This is a genomic window from Candidatus Poribacteria bacterium, from assembly GCA_021295755.1.
Classification (GTDB): domain Bacteria; phylum Poribacteria; class WGA-4E; order WGA-4E; family PCPOR2b; genus PCPOR2b.
This window is the reverse complement of record JAGWBT010000005.1, coordinates 35205-52689: the sequence shown is the minus strand read 5'-3', so window position 1 is coordinate 52689 and position 17485 is coordinate 35205. Positions and strand designations below refer to the sequence as shown.

Genomic DNA, 17485 nt, shown 5'->3' with positions numbered 1-17485 from the left:
TACACGGCTACCGATGTGCTGGCACGTATGAAGCGTATGCAGGGCTATAATGTACTGCACCCGATGGGTTGGGATTCGTTTGGGCTAACCATTGAACGCACCGCCGAGCGAGAGAATATTCATCCTGCTATTGTTACGGAACGTAACATCGACAAATTTCGGCAGCAGATTAAACAGATCGGTTTCTCGTATGATTGGGATAGGGAGGTAAGTACCTCGGCACCTGATTACTACAAATGGACACAGTGGATTTTCCTCAAGCTTTATGAGAAAGGGTTAGCGTACCTCGCGGATGTGCCTGTAAACTGGTGTCCGGCGCTAGGAACAGTTCTGTCTAATGAAGAGGTTAAGGATGGGAAGTACGTTGAAACCGGTGATCCTGTTGAACGGCGGCTGATGCGACAGTGGATGCTGAAGATTACCGCTTATGCCGATCGGCTTCTAGAGGATATTGAAGATGTGGACTGGCCCGAAGGTATCAAGGAGATGCAGCGGAATTGGATTGGAAGGTCGGAGGGGGCAGATGTAGATTTTGTGATTAAAGACACGGACGCTTCATTTACCGTTTTCACAACCCGACCGGATACACTGTTCGGCGCAACGTACTGCGTCTTTGCACCGGAGCATCCGTTGGTTGAACAGATCACGACAGACGAGCACAGGTCAGAGGTGCAGGCTTACGTTGACGAGGCGAGGAACAAAACCGATTTGCAGCGAACAGATCTCGCCAAGGAGAAGACCGGCGTGTTTACGGGAGCCTATGCAATCAACCCAGCAAATGACAAAGAAATCCCAATTTGGGTTGCCGATTACGTACTGATGGGGTATGGTACAGGTGCAATCATGGCGGTGCCCGCTGAAGATGATCGCGACTGGGAATTCGCCAAAACGTTTGATCTGCCAATTGTTCGCACGGTGCAACCGCCGAGTGATCACGGAGACGAACCTTACCTCGGCGACGGTCCATCAATTAACAGCGATTTCCTGAATGGACTTAATATTCAAGATTCAAAAGCACGGATGACTGAATGGCTCGAAAATAAAAGGAAGGGGAAAGTGCAGGTACAGTACCGCTTACGCGATTGGCTTTTTTCCCGTCAACGTTATTGGGGAGAACCGTTCCCCACTGTGCAGTTAGAAGATGGGACAATTATGTCCGTACCTGAGAGCGAACTTCCAGTGGAATTACCGCCTATCGATGAATATAAGCCGACCCCCGATGGCAAACCGCCCCTCGCGCGTGCTTCAGATGACTGGCTGATGATAACGCTGCCGGACGGACGGAAAGGAATACGGGAAACAAACACAATGCCCCAGTGGGCGGGATCCTGCTGGTATTATCTGCGATATATGGACGCGCACAACACAGCCGAAGCGTGGTCGACCGAGGCGGAGCGTTACTGGATGCCGGTGGATCTTTATGTGGGTGGAGCGGAACACGCTGTGCTGCATCTGCTCTACGCACGCTTTTGGCACAAGGTGCTGTACGATTGTGGGTTAGTTTCCACGAAAGAGCCGTTTCAGAAACTCTTTAATCAGGGCATGATCCTCGCCTATTCCTATCAGGATGATAACGGTAAATATTACTCGCCGAGTGAGGTGGAGGAGCGGGAGGGAGAATGGTTCGTCAAAGCGTCCGGAGTGCGGACGAACACACAGATTGAAAAGATGTCAAAGTCTCGGTTTAATGTCGTAACGCCGGAGGAGGTCATTGACGCGTATGGAGCGGATGCCCTGCGTCTCTATGAACTCTTTATTGGTCCGCTGAGTGTCAGTGCGCCGTGGCAGACGCGGGGCGTGGAAGGTGTTTATCGATTCCTGCAGCGGGTGTGGCGTCTGGCGATTGATGAAGATACAGGTGAGCTGAGCGGTAAGCTGACCGATGCGCCTGTCGATAGCGATCCGGAGCTATGGAAGGTGATAAACCAGACTATAAAGGATGTCACCGAGGATACGGAATCGATCGACAAGATGAATACAGCGATCAGTCATATGATGGTATTTGTCAATGCGGCGACACAGGCGGCGACAGTGCCGAAAGAAACGATGAAGATGTTCCTACGAGTGCTTGCGCCCTATGCGCCGCACATCGCCGAAGATATCTGGGACCATTTCGGAGAAGCGGAGTTGATCGCTCACGCAACTTGGCCCACCTACGATCCAGAAGTCCTCAAGCGTGAAGAGGTTACCATCGTTGTCCAAGTCAACGGAAAATTACGCAGCCGAATCCAGCTTACTGTTGATGCAAGTAATGAGGAGGTTGAGGAAGCTGCCCTTGCTGATGAACGCATCCAGAAACATATTGAAGGCAAAACAGTGCGGAAGTTCATCGTTGTGCCCAATCGACTGGCGAATATCGTGGTTTGAATTGAGCTAGCGCTGTACGTGTTTAACGTGTCACCCCGGCACGCATACGGGAAGTAGGAATAAGCGAAAACCTTTCGAGATAGGAGGTACACCATGCTCACAGAGCAACAGGTCAGTCACTTTAATACCTATGGATTCGTAATCTTGCGGCAGTGGTTGAATCCGGACGAACTAAATACCATCAACGCTGAAGTTGAGTTGAGACTCTCGTTTACGAAACGGTATACATCACCCGATGATGAGCCTGCATATATGAGCTGGCCTAATTTGGGACCCGAGACCCCCTTCCTAGCCGGGTTACCAGAGGACCCGCGCATCTACAGCACAGCGGAGCAACTTTACGGTGAAGATGCTGTTGGACTTTCTTGTAATGCCGGCAGCTTTGTGAACGAGACACGCTGGCATCCCGACGCCGATGACTTCCAGCTAAACGGTTTCAAGTTTGCCATATATCTACAACCTTTGGCTGCGGACGACGGTGCGCTACGATTCATTCCAGGGTCGCATCGGAGGCCCTTCCACGATGAAGTTCATCGGAATATAGGCGAATCTGCGGACCATGTCTGTGCTGTTCCAGCCTATAGCTGCGAGACGGAGCCGGGTGATGTGGTCGCCTTTGACTTTCATCTCTGGCATGCTAGTTGGGGTGGTTCGACAGATCGGCGGATGGTCTCTATTATATTTATCAAGAATCCTCACACTCCAGAGGAAGAGCAGGCGACTCGTAAAGCGGCGGCGGGAAATGTACAACTCCGGGCGACACTCGCTCGGAATACCTTTGATACACCTGGACCCGAATACCATCCGCACTGGCTCGAAAATCCGCGAAAAAGCCCCAAGCGTCAGCACTGGATAGATCGGATGGGAAAACTGGGCTATCTGGACGCGCCTCAACCTGAGACAACGGCGTGACAAATGTTGACCGCGCGGGCAAGGACAGAAACTGTAGGTATTCAAGGAATATGAATCGCTTTTCATTCCTGATCTGAACGCTGCCCTAAATCCTTTGACACAGGAGGTATACTATGCTCACAGAACAACAGGTGAATCACTTTAATACCTTCGGATTCCTGATCTTCCGTCAGTTGTTTAGCCCGAAGGAGATCAAAACCATCAACGCTGAGTTTGAACACGCCTTAACTTCCGCCTACCGTCACGCTCCATTTGATGGGACGTATAGGCATTGGGTACGGACCATGGGACCTGAGACTCCATTCTTCGGAGGGCTACTTGAGGATCCCCGCTTTTATAAACCGACAGAACAACTGTATGGTGAAGATGCCCTTGGTATCGTTTCCGATGCCAATCGCTATGTCGGTCACACGCGCTGGCATCCCGACCATTATGTGGATCCGACTGAGGATTGCTATGGTGTCAAATTTGCCTACTACCTTGAACCAGTCGGGGCAGAAACCGGCGCATTGCGACTGATTCCGGGATCGCACAAGAATCCACTACACAGCGAGCTGCGAGACAATCTAGACAGCTATGGACTCGATATTTGCGATGTCCCAGCTTACATCTGTGAATCGGAACCGGGCGATGTAGTTGCATTTGATGTGCGTTGTTGGCATGCGAGTTGGGGCGGTGCGGTCGACCGCCGGATGTGTACAGTTGTTTATTATAAAAATCCCGAAGGACCCGAAGAGGAGGCCGCAACCCGAAAGCGAGCCTCCAACAGTGTGAAAGAGCCGAATAATTCTGGGCTGCCGTTTGAGACGCATCGTGACATCATGACCTATTGGGCTGCCAATCATGAAGGCAGCGAAAAACGTCAGCGCTGGATTGATCGGGAGCGGGAACTCGGCTTTCTCAATTATCTCTAGATGTGAGAAATTTGTATGTCACTTTGCACAAGTTACACCGCACCCTCCACCCTTAGGGGAGACTGCATACAAGGATGAAACCGTTTCTCGAAACGCTGCCTCCTGAGGTAGACACCAAACTCCAAAATATAAAACCCCCGGAAGAACAAACACATATTCAAGTTGCGACCGATCTAATTGGCGACGGATCTTTTGGGGAACAGTGGCTGGTGGTAACCGACGAACACTTGTTCGTTATCCCTACGGAGGGAGCCGACGGCGTTGTGGAAGTGCCGCTCAAAGTCATTACAGAAACAAAGATTGAGGAGCTGATCGGGGCCGGTCGCCTGGAGGTGGAACATGGAAGGGGTGAACCCACCTATCTATACTACTCTAACTCGTTGAGTCCCAAGTTTGCTGAGGTCGCCGAAGCGATCAAACAGCTCACCAAGGGGGAACCGCCTACGCTGCCGACGGAGATGGAACGCTCACGGTGTGATACGTGCGGACAGCTGCTGCCGGAGAAAGATGGTATCTGCCTCGCTTGCGTGAAGACATGGGATACAATGAAGCGAATCCTGAGTTACTTGGCTCCGTACCGGTCCCAGGTCGTCATCCTCATGATCTTCGTTGCGGCGAGCCCCTTAATCAACCTATATTCACCGCTGATTGTTCGAGATATGATCGATCAGGTTCTCACGCCGATGGCAGACTCCGCTCTCACACTGACCGAAGGCTTTGAGATGCTGAGATTGCCCATAGCCAAACTCTTCGGGATCCTCTTCGTGACTTTCCTCTTTGAGATTATGGGTGGCTTACTGAGGTCCGATGTTTCCAGCCGAACCTGCAAAGATATCCGAACGCAGCTCTTTCAGCACGTCCAGTATATGCCGCTGCGATTCTACAGCAAACGGCAGCTAGGTAGCCTAATCTCTAGATTTACCAATGATGCTGATCGGCTGGAGATGTTTTTGGTTTTCGGTCTGCCCTTCATGTTGCGCAACGTGCTGATGTTGATAGGTACTTTCTTCGTGTGTCTCTATCTGAGTTGGAAGTTAACTATCTGTGCGCTAATCCCGGTGCCGTTGATTCTGTTTGGAGGTGTGCTAATCTGGCGGCGCATGCGGCGTATATGGCCCCGTTGGCATGCCAAGTGGTCACAGCTATCTTCACACCTGAATGAGTCTATCTCCGGCATCCGAGTCGTAAAAGCCTTCGCACAGGAGGACCGGGAGGCAATGCGGTTCAATGCGCGGAACGAAGAACTCTGGTCTGTGAGTGTTACCGGTGAACGAAGCTGGCACATCTTTTATGCCGTGATGAATTTCGTCCTCAGTTTCGGGATGTTCTTCATTTGGTACTTTGGCGGACTGGATATTATACACGAGGTACTCACATTCGGCACACTCCTAGCGTTCACCCGTTATTTCTACCAACTTTATCAACCTTTGCAGTTCTTCAGTCAAATCAATAACTTTATGTCCCGTGCATTCGCCGGTGCCGAGCGGATTTTCGAGATTTTGGACACACGGTCTGAGTTAGCTGAGGATCCAGAGGCGACCGCCATGCCCCAAATGGAAGGGCGGGTGGCGTTTAGGGACGCTACATTCGGTTATGATCCAGGCAAACCGGTGCTCAACGACATTAACATGGATGTAAAACCGGGCGAGATGATCGGATTGGTAGGCAAATCTGGGGTCGGTAAAAGCACCATGATTAACCTGATTTGCCGGTTCTACGATGTAAATCGCGGGCACTTGGATATTGATGGTGTGGATATCCGGAAGATTCGGTTGGAAGATCTACGCCGTCATATCGGCATGGTCCATCAAGACGTTTTTCTCTTCGATGGCACAATCGCTGAAAACATCGGTTACGGTAAGCCAGGGGCGACCTTGGATGAGATCGTCAACGCGGCGATTGCGGCAGAAGCGCATGAGTTCATCGCTGCCAAGCCAGATGGATATGACACAAAGGTGGGTGAGCGCGGGGGACAACTCTCCGGCGGCGAAAAGCAACGGATCGCCATCGCCCGAGCGATTCTGCACGACCCGAAGATCCTGATCCTCGATGAGGCGACCTCCTCCCTTGACAGTGCCACGGAGAAAAAGATTCAGGCAGCTATCGCCCGGCTAGTCAAGGGAAGAACAACTTTTGCGATTGCACACAGGCTCTCTACCCTGCGCAACGCGGATCGGCTCGTTGTGTTGGATGACGGTAAGGTTGCAGAGGTGGGTACGCACGAAGAACTGATGCATCGGAAGGGGATTTTTTATAATCTTGTCCATACGCAGCAGCAAACATCGGCGATCATAGCAGTCGGTGGTGGCAGAAATGACCCCTCCCAAGGCAGGAGATAGCGCCGAATTATCGTTCGCAGGTTGCAGGTTAGCCGAGAACGTGCCGCAAGGCGCCCTCAAGTTCAGGATACTGAAACGTATAGCCGGTTTCCAAGAGACGGACAGGCTCTACGCGGGTGCTAGAGAGAAAGAGTTCATTCGCCATCTCCCCTCCGAACATAAGGCGAAGCCCGAAGCTCGGCAACGGAAAAAGGGTCGGACGCCTCAGAACGCGTCCGAGTGCTTTTGTAAATTCACGGTTGGTGACCGGGTGGGGAGCGACGTTGTTGACTGGTCCCTCTAAACTATCCGTCATCAGTGTGTGGTGGATAGCAGTCACAGCATCATCTAACGTGATCCAACTCATATACTGCCGTCCATTACCCAATATCCCGCCAACTCCCATTTTGAAGGGAGGCAGCATCTTTTGCAACGGTCCCCCTGCCAGACTCAGGACGATGCCCATTCGGAGGTTGACGACGCGGATTTCGGCCTGACCGATGAACTCTGTGGCGATTTCCCACTCTCTGCACACGTCTGCTAAGAAACCTGCACCCGACTCACTTTCCTCATTCATAACTTCCGCCCCACGACTGCCGTAGTAGCCGATAGCCGATGCACATACTAGTACCTGTGGCGGGTGGTTGAGATTGACGAGCGATTCGCAGAGCAACCGGGTCCCTTTGACGCGGCTGTCAAAGATCCGTGCTTTTCTATTGCGGGTCCATCTACCCGAACCGATATTCTCCCCGGCGAGATGGACCACCGCATCCATCCCTTCAAGGCCGACGGTATCAATCCGTTCTGATTCTGGATCCCAGTGGACTTCCGATCCATCCGATCTTGGTGCAGATCTAACCAACCGGACAACATCATCTCCCGCTTCGGTGAGCAGTGTAACCAGTGCAGATCCAATGAGGCCCGTTGAGCCGCTTATGAGAACTTTCATAGCTATTTCCCTCCATCAAGGGATAAAACGTGGAGGCGAACTTTAGGATTACATTTTTCGGTTTCTATTTCGCTGTTTGGAAGGGTTCCCACGCTTCGCCTGCCGCTGCGGCTTGACGTTCCAACTCAGTCCGCCAGCCGATAACCTCCCCAGCTTTGATCCGATTGATGTCGAACCCCGGGTACCGATCCTCAAGCGTGTCCCCCAACTTCTGTGTTTCCGCCCAACGGTCCCATGTGGTCTTCATCCATTCGTGGGGCAATGCTTCGCGCACCACAGGATCGAGCTGCCACGCATTTCGCACGTCCGCCACCGATGGTTCCTCGGTAGACTCGCCCGACCATTTCGACCAACCGATTGACAACGTGTTCCGTTCACGTTCGGGGACAGCGTGCCCCGTGTGAATCGTCGCACCGTTGCGAATGAGCGCTTGCCCCGGTTTGAGTCTTATTGCAACTTGCCCCGGTAATGGATCCTTACCATTCCAACTCGGCGTGTGCGGCACACCTGCATCCTTCATCGCTTGTGGCAGCAGCACATCGTGTTCATACGGCGTGCGCCATCGCGTATGGCTACCCGGTATCAGCTCATGGCATTCGTCGTCCACCAGCGCCAAGAACATGCTCACGCCGTTCCGTTCAGTGGGGGACTTCTCATTGCTTTCTTGAATCTCTGCCCAGCGGATTCTTTCAATCTCTTCGGTATACGCCTCGGGCCCATCGCCTCGGACTTCGCGCTGTGCAAAGTATGACTTCCCGGTGCCCCACCATGTCACGTCTCGGTGCCAACTCGGTCCGTTCTCACGCAGACGGGGGTTGCACCACAGCAGCATCCCACCCATCACCATATCTTCCGGTCCGAGTCCATCGCACCAAGAGGAAACGAAGTTCAGGAACTCTGGAGAACCGTGGAATTCAGCAAAGCAGGGCTCCTTGAAAGCGGGATGGATGAGACCCCGAATTGCCCACGGTTCATCGTCGCCTGTGCGGTGCACGTAGGCTTTTGAACAGTCGATTACGCTGTAGCCGTTGGCAGGTGCGCACGCCTCAGTGATACGGCGACCCGCGTCGCGCAGAATCGGGATCCACGGGTTATCTTCAAAGTCGTTGATGATGAGGAAGCCGTGCTCCTTCAGGTGTTCCAAACGCTCTGGTGTGGCGCCGGGTGCTGAGAGTTCGGGTTTGAAGTCGGCAAAGGCGGTAGCACGATACGGTTTCGCTGCTGATTGGTCGGTACTCATTGTCATTCCTCCTTATTCATTTGAAGGCGGGGTTAATCGGAGCGGATTGCTTGGTGCTCCATGGAGATTATGGCATGAAATCGTAAATTTGTCAAGGGTTTTGGTGTGGGGAACTGACCTAACAAGCAGGGTGGAGTGGAAGGTGCCCCGGACTGATTACACTAATATGTTGATTCTTTACGCGTTGTTGGTTGGAATTCATTTTTGGGCGATGGAATATGAATCTCAACGCCACAAACTTACTTTGCAGGTAGTGAACTGCCTGCTTTTTGTAATTCGTCGAGGAGGTGAGCGATAGCCCTATAGCACTTATCGAACGAATCTGCGTAACGCGCTTGATCAAGATCGAAACTGGCTGTGAGCGCGGGTTGGTCAGCTGTTGGACTATATTTTCTGTTGCCCTCCATCCGTTGCCCCAACCACTCTTTTGCACCACGTATCTCCTCTGGATTATGGGGAGAGGTTAGGTCGTTTTTTAACCCTTTATAGCCACGAAGTGACTCGGCTGCTGCGAGGAACCATGCTTCAAATTCGCATTTTGCCAAGACGACAGCAATCGGCAGATCGCTACGAGCCTCTGACGCGCGACAGACTAGCTCAGGCCCCAGTTTTGCCGGGCAGTCATCGTCGCTGTCGATGAGAATTAATATAGCACCTTGGCCTTTAATTTTTTGAGCTGCTAATTCTACCCTTCGCTCAAGTTCACCTTTCCGAACAATTTTACTTCTGGAAGTGCGGATAGGTTCCGGTATAACAATCACCAATTCTGGATAAAGGGTTGCTGCGATTCGTGTAATCAGGGTTGGTACAGCTTTTACTTAGCCATGTCCTTCAACAATGCAGCTGATTCTGACTATCATCTGCAACTTCCCTTCTTTTGCATTCGGTTTAGAATTTTCCGTTCTTAAAACTAAACAAACAGCGTTATTTCACCTTTGCAGTATCAATGGAGTCCAGATTGGGTTGTAGTTGATCGATGCGTAGGAGTTCACCAGCTGTATACAGTCGATCGTGCACTGCGGACCTTCCTGCTTCATCTATACCGGCGATTACCGTGATGCCATCATGTGCTTCAACCGCGAGAATTGACTCAGGATCAAGCTCCTTGTTATCAAGGAGGTCTGGACTGTGGCTGGTGATAATGATCTGTGTCTTGTCAGCAGCCTCCCGGAGTGCATCAAGCAACACCCCCACCGCTGCCGGGTGAAGTGCGCTCTCTGGTTCTTCGATTCCCACAAGCAGCACACGCTTTTTCGGATCGTAGTTCCCCTGAAACAGCGCGACAAGAATCCCCAACGCGCGGAGGGTGCCATCGGACATATTATTTGCGAGAAATCGTTGGGACTCCGTTGCTTTTGCAACGTCCTGCGTGAACACTAACCCCTCTTTAGGTCCATACTTTCTAGCTTCTATCTTATCCACGCTGGGGACAATCGCCGCTAGATATTCCTTAATGCGTCCTTTCACGGACGGTGAAAGTTGCTTAAAAACACTTGCAAGGTTGCTTCCGTCACGAGTAAGTAGGTCACCCGGGTCGGGTGCTTGGAGATCCTTGATTTTATCAAGATTGAGGCTATAAAATCCCATACGGCAGAACGCCTCGTAGACAGGGCGAAATTCTGTCAGCCCGGAGGCGTTGACTAAGTAAAGTCGATCCTTCGCAGCAGCCGGTGCCACCTCCATATTGGTTTTAGTTACAGTACCGTTTTCAACATAGAAGTAATCTTCCTGTGTAGGTTGCTGTACGCTTTGAAGTACGCACTCCTCCGTTTGAACTTTGTACCTGCCACGTGAAAAGTCACCGATACGAAAAGCGTAGTGTCCGGTGGAACCTTCGGGCAAGGTGAAATCTAGGCGAATACTGAAATACTTTGGACGTCCGCTAGAGCGGCAGTAAACATCGTTAATTCCTCCTCGATCACGTATGGCGTGGTCTAGTGATGAATTCAACCCATCAGCGACAAATCGCAGAGAATCCAGAAAATTGCTCTTGCCCGTGCCGTTGGGCCCCACGAGGAACATCAGGGGGCGCAGCTGCACATCATATGAGGCAATACTCTTATAATTTCTTAGGGCAACTCTTGTGATAAACGTTGAATCTTTCATGTTAATGTTCCAATCTTGTCAGCCCAAATCGCGGAAAGTCCTGCAATTAGCGCGGCAGTCATCAATACAGAAGTGAACATTGCGATTTTTCTAATGTTTACCTTGAAGTTTCTTTTCAACGGCTGAGAGCAGTTCGTCTATTATTTTTTTATCCTTCGTCAATTCCCCATTTGGTAGTTCGTAGTAGATGTGCCCATTAAAAGAGTAGACATTTGGGATGCCTTTTTTTCGATCTTCCTCCTGTGCCCTTTTGACAGCACGATTGCCGATTCGCAGGAAGTCCAGTGTTTGTTTGTAAATCTCAGGACTTAATCCGTCTTGACTCATTGTGTTCCTCCATTGCTAAAAAATCAGTTCTTCTAAGACAGGACTTGTGCAAATTCAGCACGCAGCGCGAGATTTTTTATTTTTAACCCCCTAAATCCCCAACCCTCTAAATCCCCCTTGTCAGGGGGACTTTGGAAAATCAGGGGGACTTATGAACCAACTGCGTAAATCCTATAAGATAGACGGCAACTTGCGATATTATATCCGATTGCGAGCAGAGCCTTCAATCGAAAACTGAGAACAGTTGCGTCTTGGGCTTTGCGCTTTCCACCATTGACACCACATCCCCGATGTATTATCATGTACGACAGGATTTCTTCTATTCAATCTTGGCGACACACAGGAGAACACTATGAAAATAACAGGGTTTGAAACGATTCCGATACGAGGACGCTCGATGGTTCTGAAGATGTTCACCGACGAAGGCTTAGTCGGCTTCGGCGAACCGATGAACTACGAACATTGGCGTCCAGTTGCGCAAGCAGTAGACGATATGGCAGAGTATCTGGTAGGCAGGGACCCCCTGCAAATCGAAGACCACTGGCAAGCCATGTTCCGATCCAGTTACAGCCGGAGTATGCCGGTACTGGTCGGTGCGCTAAGCGGAATCGAGATGGCGATGTGGGATGTATTCGGCAAAGCGGTGGGGTTGCCGGTCTGGAAACTGCTAGGCGGATCGGTACGTCGACGCGTCCGTGTATACACGGCATCGGGAGGATCGACGCCGCAGGAGTGCGCGGAGAACGCGAAAGCTGCAGTTGAGAAAGGCTTCAGCGCAGTGAAGATGGGCGGTTCGCAAGGTCCCGTGCGTTTTGTGGATACACCGAAAGCAATTGATTCCATGGTGGCGCGGGTGGCAGCGGTGCGCGAAGCGGTGGGCGACGAGGTGGATATCGCCGTCGATCTCCATCGCCGCTTCAGTCCCACGATGGCGCAGATCTTCGTGAGAGAATTGGAACCGCTACGACCACTATTTGCCGAGGAACCGTGCCATCCAGAGAACAACGAACCGCTGTTGGCGTTGTCACAGTCAACGACAGTACCGATTGCGACAGGGGAACGCCACCTGACGCGGTGGAGTTTCCGAGAAGTAATCGAGCGCGAGATGTGCGCCATCTTGCAGCCCGATATTCGACACTCCGGCGGGATAATGGAGTTAAAAAAGATTGCGACGATGGCGGAGATTCACAACATGGCGATTGCCCCACACAACGCAGCCGGTCCTATCGGGGTCGCAGCGTCGGTGCACGTGATAGCGACTATACCTAACCTACTTATTTGCGAAGGCGGTCACAATCGCGGACAGGGGTTGTTTAACGAGCCACTAATCCTGAAGGACGGATTTATCGAGCTGCCGACAGCACCAGGGCTAGGCGTGGATATGGAAGATGAAGCCATCGAAGCATTTCGGGACGAAACCTACCGGTTGCGGGGGATGTTCTGGCACGAGGACGACGGTTCTTTTGCAGACTTTTAAATGAAAATGGCACAACCCACCGATGTCAAATCAACAGAGGGTATCCTATACATTGTGAGCACGCCGATCGGCAATCTGGAAGACATCACGCTTCGCGCATTGCGGACCCTCAAAGAGGTTGATCTGATCGCTGCCGAGGACACCCGCCACACCCGCCGCTTACTTGCCCACTACGAGATTGGTACGCCGACCACTAGCTATTTTGAAGGCAACCAGATCCAGAAGGGCGAAAAGTTAGTCGCGCGGTTGAAGGCGGGAGAGTCAATCGCACTTGTATCCGATGCCGGCACACCGACAATATCGGATCCGGGGTATCGGCTGCTAATCCAGTGCATCGAAGCAGATATCCCTATCATACCGATTCCCGGCCCTTCAGCGTGCATTGCGGCGGCTTCGATTGCAGGGCTGCCCCTGCACAATTTCGTCTTTGAAGGCTTTCTTTCGCCGAAATCGGGGAGACGGAAGCGCCAACTCACAGAGCTGCGTGAAGAAAAGCGAACCCTCATCTTCTACGAATCTCCGCACCGGATAGTTGCGTTCATGCAAGATGTGCTCGAGGTATTCGGAGATCGGCGAGTTTCCATTGCACGGGAGCTGACGAAAAAGTTTGAGGAGGTTGTTCGATGCACGGTGACCGAAGCGATCCAGAAATTCCAAGAAACGTCGCCACGAGGGGAGTTTACCATCGTGATTGAGGGGTTCCTTTCAAGCAAGGAGTAGCGGACCTGAGCACATACCTATCTAACGAAAATCAAAATAAACTGAATAATTTCCATGAAATGGCTAACTAATCATAGAGTAAGTCATTAGAACGTGTTGGCATTTATAGGCTATCCGTAATCGTAGGGGCGAGGTTCCCTCGCCCTTCGTTCTAGGCAAAATGAGACTCCCTAACCATACAGTTGAGCAGATTGTAGGTCGAGATTCATATCTCGACAAAACACCCGGACTGTAGCGCGATGTTCTAGGTATTGTCGATTTTGGAAAATCGACCTACAGAAGCCCAAATGGTCTCTGACGTGTGGACAAAGAGCTGGGAGATCCAACCCCTACGAAGGATCATGCGTTTGTGTACCCTCTTGATTGTCTAGTTGCGATGAAACGTCAACAGAATCTAGTAATACAATGGGTTAGCTCTTACGTTCGGGTGCTTTATGTCAAAAAGAAAGGAGACTATTCCATAATGAAAGCAAAGTTCATATCTCTCTGTCAACTTCTGATTGTCTTGGCAGTGTGCAGTCTTGTGGTCCTTATCTACATGGGTTGCGGTGCTAGTGACGACGATGACGATGATGACGTTTCTTACGCTGAGTCTGGTGATGCCTACGGCTACGCTGATTCGGCGTTCGACTCTTTCCCTCCGGGATTGAATCCCCCAAACGGTGCAGCCTTTGATGATGTGTTCTTTAAGGATTATGGCACTAACCCCTTTATTGATACGGAGGACGACCACTTTTCGACGTTCGGTATGGATGTGGATACCGCCTCCTACTCGGTCACGCGACGCTATCTGCGAGATGGTCTCCTACCTCCACCGGAAGCCGTGCGTGTCGAGGAATTTGTCAACGCCTTTGATTACGATTATGAGGCACCGTTACATGATGCATTCGCAGTCCATATTGAAGGCGCGCCATCCAAATTTGGCGAAGGCAAGCGACTGCAACTACTACGAATCGGCATTCAAGGACGAGTCGTTCCAACCGAGAACCGTAAGGACGCGATATTGACGTTTGTAATTGATGTATCCGGCTCAATGGCAATGGAGAACCGGTTGGGATTGGTGAAGCGATCGTTGAGGCTTCTGGTTGGCCAACTCCGCCCCGGTGACGAGGTAGGCATCGTTACTTACGGTTCGCGTGCGAAGGTCTTACTCCCGCACACGGGCGTTGAGGGGCGCGAGGAAATCTTATGGGCAATTGATTCACTCGCACCGGAAGGCGCAACAAATGCCGAGGAAGGGCTTCGCATAGGATACGATCTCGCTCTAAAAAATGCACGGTTCGGTAGCATCAACCGCGTCATTCTTTGTTCCGATGGCGTTGCCAATGTCGGGGAAACGGGTCACGATTCCATTCTTAGAGAGATTCGTGCCCACGTTGAAGAAGGAATAACATTAACAACGATCGGTTTCGGCATGGGTAATTTCAACGATATCCTGATGGAACAACTCGCCAACAAGGGAAATGGCAGCTACGCCTATGTCGATACCCTCTACGAAGCAAAACGAATCTTTGTGGCGAACCTGACTGGCACTTTGCAGGTTATTGCCAGAGATGCCAAGGTTCAGGTCGATTTCAACCCGCGGGTCGTCAGTCGCTTTCGTTTGCTCGGCTATGAAAACCGGCGGCTCGATCATGATGATTTCCGGGATGACGATGCGGATGGCGGGGAAATTGGTTCAGGACACAGTGTGACGGCACTCTACGAGATCAAACTCCATGAGGGCACGGTGGGACAACTCGCAACTGTTTTTATACGGCACGAGGATCCGGACACGCGTCAAGTCACAGAAATCAGCGAGGATATCTTCGCTGCAGAACTGACAGATGCGTTTGAAGATACGTCTCCAGAGTTCCAGTTAGCTGCTGCGGTTGCAGAATTCGCGGAAATCCTGCGAGACAGTTTCTGGGCGCAGGAGGGTAGTTTAGAGACCGTAAATCAGGTCATCGAAGGGCTCCTGCCTCAAATCCGTGACGAGCGAAGCGATGAGTTGCTGCACCTCGTGAACCAGGCAGCACGTTTTAAGGAACGAAGTACGGAGCCGATTGAGTGAAGCAGAAACGCATCGTTTGTGATCAGTTTACTCGGTGAAGTCTGCTGTAGGGGAGTTGAACTGCCAGAGTAGGATTGTCCCGTCTTCACTTCCACTAGCAAGCGTCGTTCCATCGGGCGAGAATGCAACAGAATGAACGCCGGCGGTATGCCCCTCTAGGGTGCCTTTGTGTTTTCCGGTGTTAGTATCCCACAAGCCAATTGTATGGTCCCAACTTCCGCTAGCAAGTGTTCTGCCATTGGGAGAATATGCCACGGTAAAGACATGATCTGTGTGTCCATCAAAGGTTGCTTTGAGTTCTCCGGTGTCAGCCTCCCACAAGCCAATTGTGTGTCTGTACCCTCCACCGGCAAGCGTTTTGCCATCTGGAGCGCACACCAAGAGAGTGACCCAATCCGTCTCTCCGGCAAGGGTTGCCTTATGTGTCCCGGTGCTACCATCCCACATCCGAATTGTATGGTCTTGGCTTATACTTACTAACGTGTCACCCTTTGGGAAGAAAACTACACATGTAACCCGATCTGTATGTCCTTTAAGCGTTGCCTTCTGTTCCCCGGTGTCAACATCCCACAGTCGAATCGTATAGTCATCGCTCCCACTAGCAAGCGTTTTGCCATCTGGTGAAAACATCACAGAACTAATCTGATCTGTGTGATCTTCAAGGACCACCTTGATTTCTCCGGTGTCAGCATTCCATAGCCGAATCGTATAGTCATCGCTCCCGCTAGCAAGCGTTTTGCCATCCGGCGAAAACGCCACGGCAGTGCCCCAGTCTGTATGGCCTTGAAGGGAATTTTTGTGTTCTCCGGTGTCGGCATTCCACAGTCGAATTGTGTGGTCATCACTGCCGGTGGCAAATGTCTTGCCATCTGGAGAGAACACTACGCAGGGCATGCGAGTTATATGCTCCCCAAGGGTTGCTTTATGTTTGCCTGTATTAGCATTCCATAACCGGATTGTAGAGATCAAAAGGGCTGTACTGTGTTTTCCGGTGTTGGTTTTTCCCATCAATATCATGGAGTCTTGACTCCTACCCGCTAACGTGCTACCCTCCGGAGAGAACACTACTGATTGCACATCATACGTATGTCCTTCGAGAGTTGTCTTGAGTTTTCCCGTCTCCATGTCCCACAGCCGAATTATGCCATCATAACCGCCACTGCTGGCAAGTGTTTTGCCGTCTGCGGAAAATGCCACAGCACTGTCCCGATCGGTATGCCCTTCAAGGGTCATCTTGATTGTTCCAGTTGCGATCTTCCAGAACCGAATCGTATTATCCCAACTCCCACTGGCAAGCGTCTGCCCATCCGGCAGAAACGCCGCGGAGAAGACGGAATCTGTATGTCCCGTCAGGGTCATTTTAACCTTTGCGGTCTCTATATCCCACAATAGAATCGTATCGTCTTCGCTGCCACTGACAAGCATCTTTCCATCGGGGGAGAAGTTCACTGAATAAACGGCTCCCTGATGCCCAAAGAGGGTTTGCTGGTGCTCTCCAGTGTCAGCATTCCACAACCGAATCATCTCGTCCCAACTCCCACTGGCAAGCGTCTTTCCGTCTGGGGAAAACGCTACGGAACTGACATCGTGACCATGTCCTTCAAGGGTTGTCCTGATTTTGCCAGTCTCCATATCCCACAGCCGGATCGTCCCATCATAACCGCCACTGCTGGCAAGCGTTTTGCCGTCTGGGGAAAACACCACAGAACGCACGTCATGCCCATGTCCATTGAGGGTTGCTTTATGCTGTGCGTTGGAAGTTTCCCACAACCGTATTGTCTCATCGAGACTTCCACTGGCAAGCGTTTTTCCGTCCGGAGAGAAAGTTACGGAAAGCACCCAATCTGTATGCCCCCTAAGCAGCGTGACTGCGGCGCCGGCGTCGACATCATAGAGCCAGATACCGATGGTACTTGCTACGGCGAGCTGGGTGCCATCTGGTGAATACACTATATCGAGGATTCGACCTTTGCCGAGGCGGGCTTTGGCACCGACGGGTAAACCCCATTGGGTGTGGTCTTGGGCGAGGGCGTTTGGTTGAAGAAATAGAATGAAAAAAAGCGGAAGGGCGAGATCGAAAAACCGTCGCTTTGTCATCAGTT

General features: G+C 51.5%; 13 protein-coding genes. 7 read left to right on the top strand and 6 right to left on the bottom strand.

Translation table 11 applies throughout. The annotated features are described in order from the left end of the window. From leuS to J4G02_01760, 4 genes are all read left to right on the top strand, one after another. A partial coding sequence (gene leuS / locus J4G02_01775) for a leucine--tRNA ligase (protein MCE2393323.1) occupies window positions 1-2367 on the top strand: 2367 nt, incomplete at its 5' end. Window positions 2368-2460: 93 nt separating this feature from the next. Further along, a complete protein-coding gene (locus tag J4G02_01770; GenBank protein ID MCE2393322.1) occupies window positions 2461-3279 on the top strand; it encodes a phytanoyl-CoA dioxygenase family protein in 819 nt (272 codons plus the stop codon). A 113-nt stretch (window positions 3280-3392) separates the two neighbouring features. Further along, window positions 3393-4193: a phytanoyl-CoA dioxygenase family protein gene (locus J4G02_01765; GenBank protein ID MCE2393321.1), complete on the top strand. Its 801-nt coding sequence runs from the start codon at window positions 3393-3395 to the stop codon at window positions 4191-4193. Between the two features lie 74 nt (window positions 4194-4267). Beyond that, window positions 4268-6532: an ABC transporter ATP-binding protein gene (locus J4G02_01760; GenBank protein MCE2393320.1), complete on the top strand. Its 2265-nt coding sequence runs from the start codon at window positions 4268-4270 to the stop codon at window positions 6530-6532. Window positions 6533-6560: 28 nt separating this feature from the next. Here J4G02_01760 and J4G02_01755 read toward each other — a convergent pair whose 3' ends face one another. From J4G02_01755 to J4G02_01735, 5 genes are all read right to left on the bottom strand, one after another. Beyond that, window positions 6561-7460: a TIGR01777 family oxidoreductase gene (locus J4G02_01755; GenBank protein ID MCE2393319.1), complete on the bottom strand. Its 900-nt coding sequence runs from the start codon at window positions 7458-7460 to the stop codon at window positions 6561-6563. Window positions 7461-7524: 64 nt separating this feature from the next. Further along, entirely contained in the window at window positions 7525-8700 is a 1176-nt protein-coding gene (locus J4G02_01750) for a hypothetical protein (GenBank protein MCE2393318.1), read from the bottom strand. A gap of 239 nt (window positions 8701-8939) precedes the next feature. Further along, window positions 8940-9461, bottom strand: a complete 522-nt coding sequence (locus tag J4G02_01745; GenBank protein MCE2393317.1) for a DUF4276 family protein — start codon at window positions 9459-9461, stop codon at window positions 8940-8942. A gap of 163 nt (window positions 9462-9624) precedes the next feature. Continuing rightward, window positions 9625-10806 carry an AAA family ATPase gene (locus J4G02_01740; GenBank protein ID MCE2393316.1) on the bottom strand — a complete coding sequence of 394 codons (1182 nt, stop codon included), beginning with the start codon at window positions 10804-10806 and terminating at the stop codon, window positions 9625-9627. 90 nt (window positions 10807-10896) lie between these two features. Next, the gene (locus J4G02_01735) at window positions 10897-11133 is read right to left on the bottom strand and encodes a hypothetical protein (GenBank protein ID MCE2393315.1); all 237 of its coding nucleotides are present in this window, start codon (window positions 11131-11133) and stop codon (window positions 10897-10899) included. 352 nt (window positions 11134-11485) lie between these two features. On the opposite strand from J4G02_01735, the gene dgoD reads away from it, so the two are divergent. From dgoD to J4G02_01720, 3 genes are all read left to right on the top strand, one after another. Further along, window positions 11486-12610: a galactonate dehydratase gene (dgoD, locus tag J4G02_01730; protein MCE2393314.1), complete on the top strand. Its 1125-nt coding sequence runs from the start codon at window positions 11486-11488 to the stop codon at window positions 12608-12610. Further along, window positions 12611-13330, top strand: coding sequence for a 16S rRNA (cytidine(1402)-2'-O)-methyltransferase (gene rsmI, locus J4G02_01725; protein MCE2393313.1), 720 nt, complete (start codon window positions 12611-12613; stop codon window positions 13328-13330). A gap of 376 nt (window positions 13331-13706) precedes the next feature. Beyond that, window positions 13707-15383 carry a von Willebrand factor type A domain-containing protein gene (locus tag J4G02_01720; protein ID MCE2393312.1) on the top strand — a complete coding sequence of 559 codons (1677 nt, stop codon included), beginning with the start codon at window positions 13707-13709 and terminating at the stop codon, window positions 15381-15383. Window positions 15384-15410: 27 nt separating this feature from the next. Here the strand turns inward: J4G02_01720 and J4G02_01715 are convergent, their stop codons facing one another. Beyond that, window positions 15411-17480: a WD40 repeat domain-containing protein gene (locus J4G02_01715; GenBank protein MCE2393311.1), complete on the bottom strand. Its 2070-nt coding sequence runs from the start codon at window positions 17478-17480 to the stop codon at window positions 15411-15413. Window positions 17481-17485 lie beyond the last annotated feature (5 nt).

Excerpts from the sequence above, each read along its gene's own strand:
- rsmI (MCE2393313.1), top strand. The coding sequence starts at position 12,611 with ATGAAAATGGCACAACCCACCGATGTCAAATCAACAGAGGGTATCCTA.
- J4G02_01740 (MCE2393316.1), bottom strand. The coding sequence starts at position 10,806 with ATGAAAGATTCAACGTTTATCACAAGAGTTGCCCTAAGAAATTATAAG.
- J4G02_01770 (MCE2393322.1), top strand. The coding sequence starts at position 2,461 with ATGCTCACAGAGCAACAGGTCAGTCACTTTAATACCTATGGATTCGTA.
- J4G02_01765 (MCE2393321.1), top strand. The coding sequence starts at position 3,393 with ATGCTCACAGAACAACAGGTGAATCACTTTAATACCTTCGGATTCCTG.
- J4G02_01760 (MCE2393320.1), top strand. The coding sequence starts at position 4,268 with ATGAAACCGTTTCTCGAAACGCTGCCTCCTGAGGTAGACACCAAACTC.
- J4G02_01735 (MCE2393315.1), bottom strand. The coding sequence starts at position 11,133 with ATGAGTCAAGACGGATTAAGTCCTGAGATTTACAAACAAACACTGGAC.
- J4G02_01750 (MCE2393318.1), bottom strand. The coding sequence starts at position 8,700 with ATGAGTACCGACCAATCAGCAGCGAAACCGTATCGTGCTACCGCCTTT.
- J4G02_01720 (MCE2393312.1), top strand. The coding sequence starts at position 13,707 with ATGAAACGTCAACAGAATCTAGTAATACAATGGGTTAGCTCTTACGTT.
- dgoD (MCE2393314.1), top strand. The coding sequence starts at position 11,486 with ATGAAAATAACAGGGTTTGAAACGATTCCGATACGAGGACGCTCGATG.
- J4G02_01755 (MCE2393319.1), bottom strand. The coding sequence starts at position 7,460 with ATGAAAGTTCTCATAAGCGGCTCAACGGGCCTCATTGGATCTGCACTG.
- J4G02_01715 (MCE2393311.1), bottom strand. The coding sequence starts at position 17,480 with ATGACAAAGCGACGGTTTTTCGATCTCGCCCTTCCGCTTTTTTTCATT.